The organism is Leyella stercorea (assembly GCF_021531355.1).
Classification (GTDB): Bacteria; Bacteroidota; Bacteroidia; order Bacteroidales; family Bacteroidaceae; genus Prevotella.
Genome location: NZ_JADYTS010000038.1, coordinates 16452 through 30424 on the forward strand (window position 1 = coordinate 16452; position 13973 = coordinate 30424).

A 13973-nucleotide genomic window follows, 5' to 3' on the forward strand; every position below is an offset into this window, starting at 1 on the left:
AAAAATTTGAGGATGAAGACATTCGATTTCAAACCCCAACTGTTTACGACACTTAAGTCGTACAACCGCAAGACGTTCATGAGCGACCTCATGGCGGGTATCATTGTGGGCATTGTGGCCCTGCCGCTTGCCATTGCATTTGGTATCGCCTCGGGCGTAACGCCTGAAAAAGGCATCATCACGGCTATAGTAGCCGGATTCATTATCTCGCTGCTCGGTGGCAGCAAAGTACAGATTGGAGGTCCTACGGGTGCTTTCATCATCATCATATACGGCATCATACAGAAGTACGGCCTTGAGGGTCTCACCATAGCCACACTCATGGCAGGCGTATTCCTTATTATGTTTGGCGTGCTGAAACTCGGCACTATCATCAAGTACATCCCCTACCCTATTGTTGTAGGATTCACCAGCGGTATTGCCGTTACCATCTTCACCACACAGATAAAGGACCTCTTCGGACTGACCATCGACTCTGTACCGTCCGACTTCATCGAGAAATGGGGCTGCTACATATCGCATTTCTCTACAGCCGACCTGTGGTGCTCACTCGTGGGTATCGTGAGCGTTATAATCATTGCCATCACTCCTAAGTTCAGCAAAAAGATACCAGGCTCGCTCGTTGCCATCATCATCATGACCATTGCAGCCTTGATACTTAAGACCTACTTTGGCGTTACCTCAATCGAGACCATCGGCGACCGCTTCAGCGTGAGCAATGCTATTCCCGAAATGCAGGTACCTGCAATGACATGGGAGACAATTAAGAGTCTTGTTGCACCTGCACTCACCATTGCAGTGCTTGGCGCCATCGAGTCGTTACTTTCAGCCACAGTAGCCGACGGTGTAATTGGCGACCACCACAACTCTAATACAGAGCTTATAGCTCAGGGTGTGGCAAACCTTGCCTCGCCTCTCTTCGGCGGTATTCCTGCCACTGGAGCCATTGCCCGTACAATGACCAACATCAACAACGGTGGCCGTACACCTATCGCAGGCATTATCCATGCTGTAGTGTTGCTGCTCATATTCCTCTTCCTCATGCCACTTGCCAAGTACATCCCGATGGCTTGTCTTGCCGGTGTACTCGTCATCGTGTCATATGGAATGTGTGGATGGCGCTCGTTCGTAGCACTGATGAAGAACCCTAAGAGTGACGTCACCGTGCTGCTCATCACATTCTTCCTCACCATCATCTTCGACCTTACCGTGGCTATTGAGGTGGGACTTATCATCGCCTGTCTGCTCTTCATGAAGCGTATGTCGGAGACTACCGACGTGAAGGTTATCATGGACGAAATCAACGAGGAGTCGGACATCGTCAAGGGTAATCTTGAACACCTTACAATCCCGCAGGGCGTTGAGGTATACGAAATCAACGGTCCTTACTTCTTCGGTGCGGGCAACAAGTTTGAGGAGATTATGGCCACCTTCGGCGACCGTCCTAAGGTACGTATCATCCGTATGCGCAAAGTACCATTTGTCGACTCAACAGGTATTCATAACCTTACCAACCTCTGCCTTATGAGTAAGAATGAGGGCATACAGATTGTACTGTCGGGAGTAAGTCCTAAGGTACACAGCCAGCTCGAAAAGGCCAAGTTCTACGACCTTATCGGCGAGGACAACATCTGTAGCCACATCAACCTGGCACTTGAGCGTGCCAAGGAAATCATAAAATGAGATAATAAAACGAGACAATAAAATGTGGCGTTTATCGTTTATTTATTAACTTTGCACCATATTATATAAACGATGAAAAGATTTTTAACCGCATTTTATATACTTACATTCGCCAGCATCGCCACAATGTGCGCCCAGGAAAGCCAGACTCTATATAATTTTCTGCGTCTTCCGGTAAGCGCGCACGCTGCGGCGCTGGGTGGCGACAACACTACACTTATCGAAGACGACGCTTCGCTGACATTTCATAATCCAGCCCTTCTGTCGTCGGTAAGCGACAAGACCATCGGATTCAATTTCATGACTTACATGTCGGGCTCGATGGCAGCAAGCGCATCATTCAATCGCAATATTGGTGAAAAGATTTCGTGGGCCGTAAGTGGACAGTTTATCAATTACGGCACAATGAAGCAGACTGATGCCAACAATCAACAGACGGGCGAATTCTCGGCTAAGGATATTGCCGTTAGCGGACATTTCTCATATATGCTTGGCAGTCGCATAGCTGGCGGTATTGCAGCCCGATTCATCACTTCATATATAGGCGATTACAACTCACTGGCTATGGGTGTCGACCTCGGTCTCAACTATTACGACCCCGATACCGAATGGTCGGTCTCGGCAGTGGCACGCAACCTCGGTGGACAACTCAAGGCTTATGACGACGAATTTGAGAGCATGCCTATCGACCTACAAGTAGGTGCAAGCAAGAAATTTGAAAACATGCCTTTCCGATTGTCGGCAACACTTGTCGACCTAAATCACTGGAACTACAATTTTATCAACCACCTCGTACTCGGTGTCGACGCCGTCATATCGGAGTCGATATGGATTGGTGGCGGCTATAACTTCCGTCGGGCTCATGATATGAAGATTGAGTCGGCCGACGGCAAGAGTTCACACGGTGCGGGTCTATCGTTCGGTGCCGGACTGAATCTAAGCCGCGTCAAGATAAACCTTGCATATGGCAAATACCACGTATCAAGCTCGTCGATAGCGGTGAATGCAGCGTTCAACCTTTGAAAGGTAAAAAAGTAAAAGGGAAATTATATAAAACTATATACTGAGATGAAGAAAATTGTGATAGCCATTGACGGATACTCGTCGTGCGGAAAGAGCACAATGGCAAAAGACCTTGCCCATGAGGTGGGCTACATCTACGTTGACACGGGCGCTATGTATCGTGCCGTGACACTGTTTGCAATGCGCAACAACCTCTTCGACAGCAACGACACCATCGATGCAGAACGCCTGGAGCAGCTTCTGCCACAGGTACAGATTTCGTTCAAACTGAATGCAGAAACCGGCCGTCCCGAAGTTTGCCTCAACAGCGAGGTCGTAGAACATGAGATACGCTCGCTTGAGGTATCGCAGCATGTAAGCCCAGTAGCAGCGTTGCCATTCGTACGTGCCAAACTGGTGGAGCAACAGCAGGCAATGGGTCGTGAGAAAGGCATCGTTATGGACGGACGCGATATAGGAACCGTTGTATTCCCCGATGCCGAGCTGAAGATTTTCGTTACAGCCACAGCTGAGATACGTGCTATGCGCCGATACAAGGAACTTCAGGCAAAGGGAATGCCTGCCGACTTCGACGACATCCTCAAGAATGTAGAGGAGCGCGACTATATTGACACCCACCGCGCCACATCACCACTGCGTCAAGCCGACGACGCCCTGGTGCTCGACAACAGCAATCTGACCATTGCCGAACAGAAACAATGGCTCATGAAGATGTTTGAAGAAAGAACCAAATAACGAAGTTTGAAGACTAAAAACCATACAAACAAATGGAAAAGCTACAAAACGAATATTTGACAGTTGAAGTGTCCGACCTTGGTGCCGAACTTCAGAGTATAAAGGATGCCGACGACAAGGAATATCTTTGGCAGGGCGACGACAAGTATTGGGGCAGACGCTCACCGATTCTCTTCCCTATAGTATGCGGATTATGGAAAGGCACCTACCGCACCGAGGGCGAAACATATCAGTTAGGACGTCACGGATTTGCACGCGACATGAACTTCAAGATTCTGCGCCAAACCGACCACAGCGTCACATATGTTCTGCACGAGACCGAGAACACGCTACGCCAGTATCCCTATCGCTTCATGCTTTCAGTCACCTACAAGTTGGTTGACAATGAGGTACACGTAATCTGGCACGTACACAATACGGACACTCGTGAGATGCACTTCCAGATTGGCGCACATCCAGCCTTCAACCTGCCTGGCATCAGCGAAGGCGAACCCATCAAGGGCGTGCTGCGCTTCGACAACACCGACGAGATTGAGCGCATCTACGGCAATCACGACGGCTGCATCACCGACGACCGCTATCCGTTGCCAACACTCGAAGGCGGACTGCTGCCCTTTAATGAAGAGACCTTTAAGGACGACGCCATCGTCATCGACCACTGTCAGCTACACTCAATCGAGATACTCGACCCGCAGGATGCCCGTCCGGTAGTTACCGTGAAGTTCAACACTCCATGTGTAGGCATATGGACACCCTACGGCAAGAATGCGCCCTTTATCTGTCTCGAACCGTGGTATGGCGTTCACGACCACTACGAATACAAAGGACAGTTCCGCGACAAATATCTCATGAACCATCTGCAGCCTGGAGCTTCGTTCATGAGCGAATACGTCATAAAAATAGGCGAGTAGAAAACTACTCGCCCTATATCTATACCTCCATGTAGGCGGCACACATCTCGGCACAGCGTTCGCCATCGACACCTGCCGACACGATGCCGCCTGCATATCCGGCTCCCTCGCCACACGGGAACAGTCCATGTATGCGCACATGCTGCAATGTCTCACGGTCGCGCACAATGCGTACCGGCGACGATGTACGTGTCTCAGTGGCTATCATCACAGCCTCGTTGGTGAGGAAGCCGTGGCTCATCTTGCCAAACTTCTTGAATCCTTCCTGCAATCGCTTGCTCACCTGACGTGGCAACCAGAAGTGCAAAGGTGACGATATCAGTCCCGGTGCATAGCTGCTCTTTGGCAAGTCGTACGAAAGACGGCCGTTGACAAAATCAGCCATACGCTGTGCCGGAGCCGTCTGCTTCATATTGCCCTGCTGCCAGCATGCACGCTCAAGCTGCTCTTGAAAGTGCATCATGCGCAACGGATCGTTCTCGTCGCCCTCCACATCCTCCGGACGTGTCTCAACAACCATACCCGAATTGCTCCATTGTGTGCCACGATTGCTCGGACTCATACCGTTCACCACGAGCTGTTCCTTATCGGTAGCAGCCGGAATGACAAAACCGCCAGGACACATACAGAACGAATAAACACCGCGATCTGCCACCTGCGTCACAAAGCTGTATTCAGCCGCAGGCAGATACTTGCCCCTACCCTGCTTAGAGTGATACTGTATCTGGTCGATCAGATGCGAGGGATGCTCCAAACGCACGCCAACAGCAATACCCTTAGCTTCAATCTCCACCTTAGCCTCAGCCAGATAGCGATAAACGTCGCGTGCCGAATGACCAGTGGCAAGTATCACCGGACCACGATAAGTCTCCTCTGCACCATTCAGCAGATTTACAGCCTCAACACCTACAACAGCGTCACCGTCGATAATCAGACGCGTCATTTTGGTCTGAAAGTGCACTTCGCCTCCACATCTTATTATCGTCTCGCGCATATTTTCAATCACCTTTGGCAGCTTGTCAGTGCCAATGTGCGGATGAGCGTCGGCAAGAATTGAGGTCGACGCACCATGCTGACAAAATACATTAAGAATTTTCTCAATGTTTCCACGTTTCTTCGAACGGGTATATAGCTTGCCGTCAGAATAGGCGCCTGCACCACCCTCGCCGAAGCAATAGTTGCTCTCAGGGTCTACCTTCTGCATCTTCTTGATATTTGCCAAGTCTACCTTACGGTCGCGCACATTCTTGCCACGCTCCAACACGATAGGGCGCAATCCGAGCTCAATGAGTCGAAGCGAGGCAAACAATCCGCCAGGACCCTCACCCACCACTATTACTGTAGGCTTAGAGCTTACGTCGCCATATTCAGTGCTTACATATTCATCGTCCTGCGGCAATTCGTTGATATATACTCTTACCGTAAGATTAATGAAAATAGTGCGCTGGCGGGCGTCAATACTACGCTTCAGCACACGCACGGCATTAATCGTGCGGGCATCAATACCCTTATCCTCTGCCACAAACTGTCGGATATTCTGTTCGCTCGAAGCCACAACGGGCAACACTCGTATCTGGTATTCCTGTATCATCTTTTTGTATTTGTATCTGTATGAAATCGTTAGTTTCTTGAATGCAGAATGCAAAACTAATCATAATTTGCGAGACTGGCAACTTCGTAAACAAAAAAAGTGACAACACTGGAGGTCATGACTCTCCTGTGTTGCCACTTTTTTATATAATATTAATCAGTCTTTTTTAGATCTGCTCGCTCCAGTCCTCCTGGCTCTTACGAACGTAAGTCTGGTAGCGGAGCTTAGCCATCTTCTCTGCCTGTGTGAAGAGCTCGTCGGCCTCCTTCGGGAATGCCTTCTGTACTGACAGATAACGAACCTCACCGAGGAGGAAGTCGCGGAAGTCATCCCACTTCGGAGCCTTAGAGTCGAGTGTGAACGGGTTCTTGCCCTCGTCAGCCAACTGTGGGTTGAAACGCCACAAGTGCCAGTAACCGCAGTCGACAGCTAGCTTCTCCTCGTTCTGTGAACGACCCATACCGCCCTTGCGCTTCAAGCCGTGGTTGATACACGGAGCGTAAGCGATGATGAGTGACGGACCTGGATAAGCCTCAGCCTCGCGGATAGCCTTCAATGTCTGAGCATTGTCAGCACCCATAGCAATCTGAGCTACGTAGATGTAGCCGTAAGTTGTCTGCATCAAGCCGAGGTCCTTCTTGCGGATACGCTTGCCCTGAGCAGCAAACTGAGCGATAGCGCCGAGCGGAGTAGACTTAGACGACTGACCACCAGTGTTAGAGTAAACCTCAGTATCGAGAACGAGGATGTTAACGTCCTCACCAGAAGCCAATACGTGGTCGAGACCGCCGTAACCGATATCGTAAGAAGCACCGTCGCCACCGATAATCCACTGGCTGCGCTTTACGAGGTAGTGGTCGAGAGTCTTCAATTCAGCGCAAACCGGACAACCCTTCTCAGCACCAGCGGCGATGAGCGGCTTAAGCTCGGCAGCAGCCTCCTTAGAACCCTCTGAATCGTTCATGTTAGCCATCCACTTGTCAGCAGCAGCTACGAACTCTGCAGGAACGTGCTCGTCAGCCTTAGCCTCTTCGAGGAGGTGGCAGATGCGCTCCTTCATCTTCTTGTTGCCGAGTACCATACCAAGACCGAACTCGCAGAAGTCCTCGAACAATGAGTTGTCGAATGCAGGACCCTGACCCTTAGCGTTCTTTGTGTAAGGTGTTGACGGGATAGAAGCTGAGTAGATAGAAGAGCAACCAGTAGCGTTGGCAATCATCTGACGGTCACCGAAGAGCTGAGAGATGAGCTTAACGTACGGAGTCTCACCGCAACCAGAGCAAGCGCCAGAGAACTCGAACAGAGGCTGAGCGAACTGAGAGTTCTTCGGGCTCTGCTTGATGTCTACGAGATCCTGCTTAGAAGCAACATTGTGAACAAGGTACTCCCAGTTCTGTGCTTCCTTCTGCATATCCTCTGCGTCTACGTTGAACGGAACCATCTTGAGAGCCTTCTCGAGCTCACCAGTCTCCTTGTTCTTCTTGCCCGGGCAGACGTCGGCACAGTTGCCGCAGCCAAGACAGTCGAGTACAGAAGTCTCAATGCGGAAGTGCATGCCCTTCAGAGCAGCCGGAGCCTTGATCTCCTGAGTCTCGAGACCCTCGATGCCAGCGAGCTCCTCGTCTGTAAGAACGAACGGACGGATGGCAGCGTGAGGACAAACGAATGAACACTTGTTACACTGGATACAGTTCTCAACATTCCATACCGGAACGAATGCCTCTACACCACGCTTCTCGAATGCAGAAGTGCCGTTCTCCCATGTACCGTCTACGGTGTTGTGCTTAACGAAGTCAGAAACCTTCAGCAAGTCACCAGCCTGGCCGTTGATAGGACGAACGAGCTCCTTAACGAATGCGGGAGCGTTGTCTTCCTTAGCCTCCTCGTCAGCGAGGTTAGCCCATGCCGGATCAACAGTGAGCTGCTTGTACTCACCACCGCGGTCAACGGCTGCGAAGTTCTTGTCAACAACGTCCTGACCCTTCTTTGAGTAAGACTTAACGATGAATGCCTTCATCTGCTCTACTGCGAGATCCAAAGGAATTACCTCTGTGATGCGGAAGAATGCCGACTGGAGGATAGTGTTGGTACGGTTGCCGAGACCAATCTCCTGAGCAATCTTGGTAGCGTTGATATAGTAAACAGTGATGTTGTTCTGAGCGAAGCAGCGCTTTACCTTGTTAGGAATGAAGTTAACGAGTTCCTCGCCGTCGAAGATAGTGTTCAACAGGAAGAAGCCGTTCTTACGCAGACCGCGAGTAACATCGTACATGTGCAGGTAAGCCTGTACGTGGCAAGCCACGAAGTTAGGAGTATTTACCTGATATGCGCTGTGGATTGGGCTGTCGCCGAAACGGAGGTGTGAGCAAGTGAAACCACCTGACTTCTTTGAGTCGTAAGAGAAGTAAGCCTGGCAGTACTTGTCGGTGTTGTTACCGATAATCTGTACAGAGTTCTTGTTTGCACCTACAGTACCGTCAGCACCGAGTCCGTAGAACTTAGCCTCGAACAGGTCGTCGCCGCCCATCGGGATTTCCTCTTCCTCAGGAAGTGAAGTGAATGTAACGTCGTCAACGATACCAACAGTGAAGTGGTTCTTAGGCTGCGGGAGCTCGAGGTTCTTGAATACAGCAACAATCTTGGCAGGTGTTGTATCTGAAGAACCGAGACCGTAGCGGCCACCAACGATAAGCGGCTTGCGCTCGTCGTCGTAGAGAGCCGACTTAACGTCGAGGTACAGAGGTTCGCCCTCAGCACCCGGCTCCTTAGTGCGGTCGAGAACAGCGATGCGCTTAACTGTAGCAGGAAGAGCCTTCTTCAGGAAGTCTACTGAGAACGGACGGTAGAGGTGAACAGCCACCATACCAACCTTCTTGCCCTGCTTGTTGAGGTAGTCGATAGCCTCACGAGCAGGCTCTGTAGCCGAACCCATGAGGATGATTACATTCTCAGCATCCTCAGCTCCGTAGTAGTTGAAGAGGTGATACTCACGGCCAGTGATTTTGGTCATCTCGCCGAGGTACTTCTCTACTACCTCAGGAATGCGGTCGTAGTACTCGTTGCAAGCCTCACGGTGTGTGAAGAATGTCTCAGGGTTCTCTGCAGTACCGCGTGTTACAGGGCGCTCAGGTGTAAGAGCACGGTCGCGGAAACGCTTGATATATTCGGGGTTTACCAATGGACGGATGTCTTCCATATCCATCTCCTCGATTTTGTGGTACTCGTGCGAAGTACGGAAGCCGTCGAAGAAGTTGATGAACGGCACAGATGTCTCAAGTGTAGCGAGGTGAGGAACAGCCGAGAGGTCCATAACCTCCTGTACTGAACCTGAGCAGAACATGGCGAAGCCTGTCTGACGGCAAGCCATTACGTCCTGGTGGTCGCCGAAGATACACAGAGAGTGAGAAGCCAATGTACGGGCTGACACGTTGAATACGCAAGGCAGCAACTCACCGGCTACTTTGTACATGTTAGGAATCATCAGCAACAGACCCTGCGATGCAGTGTATGTTGAAGTGAGGGCACCAGCCTGGAGCGATCCGTGGAGGGCGCCGGCTGCACCAGCCTCCGACTCCATTTCCTGGATAGAAACTCGCTGACCGAAGAGGTTCTTGCGACCCTTGGCAGCCCATTCATCTACGTGCTCGGCCATCGGAGATGACGGAGTGATAGGATAGATAGCAGCAACCTCAGTGAACATGTAGCTCACGTGAGCGGCAGCTGTGTTACCATCACATGTGATAAACTTTTTTTCTTTAGCCATTTTGTTGAAAAATAAAATGTTAATGTATTTTTTGTTTTAGTATAATAATCCGAATAGCCACAGCGGGACATGGTTGTCTTTACCAATGCCGTTGGGTGTGTTATACTCGGCGTAGATAGTCTTGGCTGTATTTCTCAACCGTGAGGTGCTCGCAGCATCCACAATGCGACAACGGCGGTCGTCGTCTACTATGTAGCATGCGTCCTTGCCCGTCTGATGCACTTTGTGGTCTTTCCACAGCGTGTTGACAAAGAATGTCTCCATCACCTCCTGAGTGCGTGCCACAATGGGATAGATGGCATACAGCAGATTAGGATTGTGCATCATTATCTTGGCAGGTTTCTTGGGGAATTCGTCACCCGGGTTGTAGATCATATTTATCAGTCGTGCGTCGGAGAGATACTTGATGTAATTCATCACCGTGGCACGGCTGGTAGAGATGTCGTGTGCGAGGTTGCTGATATTAGGAGCCTTCGCTCCGTCCAAAGCCAGCAGATAGAACAGCTTCTTAATCTTTGTGAGATATTTCAGTTCAATCTGCTTGATGAGCAGAATGTCCACCTCGGTCATCATATTCATCGTCTTGAGCAGATTCTCCTCAAAATTGCGGTGTTCGAGGAAGAAGGGATAGAATCCGTGGTGCAGATAGCTGCGGAAGTATTCGGGCACATCGCTGCACTCGCCTATTATCTTAGTGGCTATCTCCTCATGGTGCTCAAGGATGTCGTCAAGACCGTAAATTGGCAATTTGCTACCAGTAAGCAGATTCAGGTATTCGCGGAATGAGAATCCGCGCAGATTGTAACTCTTTACAATACCGTTCAGCTCGGGGTTCTCGTCCTTAAGACGCATCACGCTCGAACCTGTGAACACTATCTTAAGTCCCGGACAATTGTCGTGGCACAGGCGCAGCTCCCTACTCCATTCGGGCTGCTTGAACACCTGGTCGACCAGCAGCACCTCACCGCCTAGATTGTAGAAGTCGGCAGCAAAGTCGGCAATGCCACGTCCCTGGAAATAGAAGTTATTCATATTCACATAGAGACACTTGCGGTCGTCGGCATCAAAGTTCTCCTTGGCATACTGCAGCAAGAATGTGGTCTTTCCCACACCTCGTGTACCCTTAATGCCAATCAGACGGTCGCTCCAGTCAATTTCGTCCATTAAGGCACGTCTGACGGGAGCATCCGTATGCTCAACGAGGTACTTATGTGTCTTGAAGAAAGCTTCCATTCCGCTTTTATTCTGTTTCTTGTCTGGTTTGTTAAGATTTAATCTATGCAAAGGTAATATTAATTTCTTTATTTGCAAACCCAATATTGCAAAATATGTGATTTTTTATTTTTTTTACATTCGTTGAGCCATATATGAGAAATATCTGAAAAAAATGAAGTAATTTTGTATTCTATGGACACTTGGCAAGCACTAACAAGCTTGTCAACTTGTCTACTCGTCAACTTGTCAACTAAAAGAAATGAAACTCCATATATTCAATCCCGAACACGACATTGCCCTTGCGGCCAACCAACCCCGTTTCACAGCTCCTCATGCCGGACGCCAGCTGCGCGCCGACCTTGCTTTTCTGCCTGCGTTGTGGGCAGACGATGGCGACATGGTATTGGTAGACGACGTAGAGGCTGCACTCGAATGGGTGCGCCACGTGAAGCGCTACGCCCACGACGTAGCTTTCGTCACACCAGCCGACCTTAAGCACATATCGCCCGACATGCGCCACGACTTGCAGATTGCACCATGGGGATGGGACTGCACCATAAAGGAGCAGTTGCTGCGTGCCGACCCGTCGCTCGAACATCTGCTGCCTACCGACGAACGCCTTGCCGAGATACGCCACATGAGCAGCCGCCGTTTTGCAGCCGAACATCTGCTGCCTTTGCTTCACGACGCCAATCCCGGCGTAGTTGGCGAAAGCCGTTACTGCGCTACGGAAGACGAGGCATTGGCGACTATGCAGCAATACGGCCGAAGCGTGGTGAAGTCGCCCTGGAGCAGCAGCGGCAGAGGTGTGCGCTATGTGGCACAACCCATCCCCGACACTCATCTTTTGGGATGGATGCGTGGCGTACTGCGCCAGCAGGGTGGCATCATGATTGAGCCACTATATAATAAGGTGTACGATTTCGGCATGGAGTTTATGGCAAATGCCGACGGAACTATCGACTATCTCGGCCTGTCGCTATTCGACACTCGTGGCGGAGCATATACAGCCAGCATCTGCGCTACGGAAAAAGACAAGCGCGAAATACTGTCGCGCTATGCCGACATGCAGTTGCTCTACAGCATCTGCCAGCAGATACAATCGACGGTTGCACCTCTGATGCACGACATTTACACTGGTCCGTTCGGCGTAGACATGATGGCAGTGGCACGCACCGACGGCGACGGTTTCTGGCTGCATCCATGCGTCGAGCTGAATCTGCGCCGCACCATGGGACACGTAGCTCTTGCTCTGACTCCTACCGACCGCGACCCACGCCGCCTTATGAGCATCTACTATGCCGACAAATACCGCTTGCGCATACAGCAAAGCTCAGAAAACCTACTGAATACGGGGTTGGCATAAAACCAAAAAAGAAGAAAATGAAAAAGAATGTAGCATTGGTACTTTCGAGCGGAGGCGCTCGCGGCTTGGCTCATATCGGAGCCATTGAAGAGTTGGAGCGCAGGGGCTTCAACATTACTTCTGTTGCCGGTTGCTCCATGGGATCGTTGATTGGCGGCATGTACGCTGCCGGCAAACTAAGCGAGGTGAAGAAGTGGATGTTAGGGCTGAGCAAGAAGCAAATATTCTCGTTGGTCGACTTCTCCTTCAGCCGCAACCATCTGGTGAAGGGCATTAAGGTAATGGATGCCCTGAAAGAGATTGTGCCCGATGTGAATATCGAAGACCTGCCCATTCCTTACACAGCAGTTGCCACCGACTGGAACAGCGGACGCGAAATTGTTTTCCGCTCTGGCAGTCTATACGAAGCTATACGCTCCAGTATTTCCATTCCTCTCTTCTTCGACCCCATCAAGAAGGACGAAATGCTGCTTGTGGACGGTGCTTTGGTTAATGCTCTGCCACTAAACCGGGTGGCAAGAAACCGTGGCGACCTGCTCGTTGGAGTCAACGTGAATACACACAACTATAAAGAAGAAATGACTCCCAACTACATAAATATGCTTTTGCGCTCTATTGCCATCATGGTCGACCAAAACACCAAACAGCAGGCTCTCATCTCCAAGCCCGACATTGTAGTTGAGACACAGATGCAGCAATACGGAGAGTTTGACTACGACAAGGCTGCACAAATCACCGTGATAGGCGAACGCGAAATGCGCAAGGCTCTGGACGAATACCAGCAAGCACACCACTCGATTTTCGAGGCAATAAAAAGATTGTGGAAGAAGTAACAAAAAAACTCCGTGAACATTGGCTTGAAGCCGCTGTTCACGGAGTTTTTTTGTTATGTCTACCTAAGACTACTTGATAGGCTCATTCTCAGGATCGTATTTTGAGCGAGTCATTTCCTTTACACTAAGCTCTGCCATAGCAATCCAATTGCTGCCAGAGTAAGCCTCATTAATCTGCAACCAGAGATACTGGAATTCCTCCTCACTGAACAAACCTTCTGAAGTGAATTCAGGAGCAGTACCACTTGGCAGAACATCGCTTCCGAGTTTGCCAATCTCCCATGCATTAGCGGCTGTAGGAGTATCACCTGCATTGTTGCTGGCGAAGATGGTCATTCTCTTCGGGTTGTCGTTGTTGGCGTTGTTACGGCCCTTATACCAGAACGATACGCCCTTTACCTTCTTGCCAAGGTCTACACGGATATAGTGAGGCCATGGTGAAGGCGCACTCCAACTCATGTGGAAGTAAGTGGCATTGTTGCCGTCAACAAGATTGGCGATAGGACCCTCTGAAGACTCCTGGTCGTCAGTCCAAAGCTGTGCGGCTGTAAGGTCGATAGGACCAACCTCAAAGTCCTTGATAACGGCAGGTACATAACCTGCTGTTGCAGTCTTTGTGAAGAGAGCCTTCTCGCCGCCGTCTCTGCTTACTGCTGTGAACGTATAGGTCAAATCGCCATATTTAGCATACAGACCATCAATCATAATTGAGTCGGCATAAGTGCTGGCGTTGAGCACGCGGTGACCCTTGACGGGATCGTCGTATGCTACCTTGATATAACCTGTTGGCGGAATTAATTTAGTGCATACTTAATTCTGCCAATGGGCTTGTCGTTAATGAAGTTTACGTATT

The 13973-nt window shown here is 50.2% G+C and carries 10 protein-coding genes; 6 read left to right on the top strand and 4 right to left on the bottom strand.

Features of this window, described 5'->3' with window-relative positions; genetic code table 11:
• Window positions 1-12: 12 nt before the first annotated feature.
• The 4 genes from I6E38_RS09330 to I6E38_RS09345 all read left to right on the top strand — a co-directional run bounded on the left by I6E38_RS09330 (window position 13) and on the right by I6E38_RS09345 (window position 4352).
• Entirely contained in the window at window positions 13-1683 is a 1671-nt protein-coding gene (locus I6E38_RS09330) for a SulP family inorganic anion transporter (protein ID WP_235393726.1), read from the top strand.
• 72 nt (window positions 1684-1755) lie between these two features.
• Window positions 1756-2706 (top strand): type IX secretion system protein PorQ, encoded by a 951-nt coding sequence (porQ, locus tag I6E38_RS09335; protein WP_235393727.1) that lies wholly within the window; start codon window positions 1756-1758, stop codon window positions 2704-2706.
• Between the two features lie 45 nt (window positions 2707-2751).
• Entirely contained in the window at window positions 2752-3441 is a 690-nt protein-coding gene (cmk, locus tag I6E38_RS09340) for a (d)CMP kinase (RefSeq protein ID WP_235393728.1), read from the top strand.
• A gap of 32 nt (window positions 3442-3473) precedes the next feature.
• On the top strand, window positions 3474-4352 hold the full coding sequence (locus tag I6E38_RS09345) for an aldose 1-epimerase family protein (protein ID WP_235393729.1): 879 nt from the start codon (window positions 3474-3476) through the stop codon (window positions 4350-4352).
• 19 nt (window positions 4353-4371) lie between these two features.
• On the opposite strand, the gene I6E38_RS09350 is transcribed toward I6E38_RS09345, so the two are convergent.
• From I6E38_RS09350 to I6E38_RS09360, 3 genes are all read right to left on the bottom strand, one after another.
• Window positions 4372-5943 carry an NAD(P)/FAD-dependent oxidoreductase gene (locus tag I6E38_RS09350; RefSeq protein WP_235393730.1) on the bottom strand — a complete coding sequence of 524 codons (1572 nt, stop codon included), beginning with the start codon at window positions 5941-5943 and terminating at the stop codon, window positions 4372-4374.
• 166 nt (window positions 5944-6109) lie between these two features.
• Entirely contained in the window at window positions 6110-9706 is a 3597-nt protein-coding gene (gene nifJ / locus I6E38_RS09355) for a pyruvate:ferredoxin (flavodoxin) oxidoreductase (protein ID WP_235393731.1), read from the bottom strand.
• Window positions 9707-9742: 36 nt separating this feature from the next.
• On the bottom strand, window positions 9743-10939 hold the full coding sequence (locus I6E38_RS09360; protein WP_235393732.1) for an ATP-binding protein: 1197 nt from the start codon (window positions 10937-10939) through the stop codon (window positions 9743-9745).
• Between the two features lie 241 nt (window positions 10940-11180).
• On the opposite strand from I6E38_RS09360, the gene I6E38_RS09365 reads away from it, so the two are divergent.
• Window positions 11181-12287, top strand: coding sequence for a hypothetical protein (locus tag I6E38_RS09365; RefSeq protein WP_235393733.1), 1107 nt, complete (start codon window positions 11181-11183; stop codon window positions 12285-12287).
• Window positions 12288-12304: 17 nt separating this feature from the next.
• Window positions 12305-13120, top strand: a complete 816-nt coding sequence (locus I6E38_RS09370; protein WP_235393734.1) for a patatin-like phospholipase family protein — start codon at window positions 12305-12307, stop codon at window positions 13118-13120.
• A 69-nt stretch (window positions 13121-13189) separates the two neighbouring features.
• On the opposite strand, the gene I6E38_RS09375 is transcribed toward I6E38_RS09370, so the two are convergent.
• The gene (locus tag I6E38_RS09375) at window positions 13190-13825 is read right to left on the bottom strand and encodes a discoidin domain-containing protein (RefSeq protein ID WP_235393735.1); all 636 of its coding nucleotides are present in this window, start codon (window positions 13823-13825) and stop codon (window positions 13190-13192) included.
• Window positions 13826-13973: the final 148 nt, after the last annotated feature.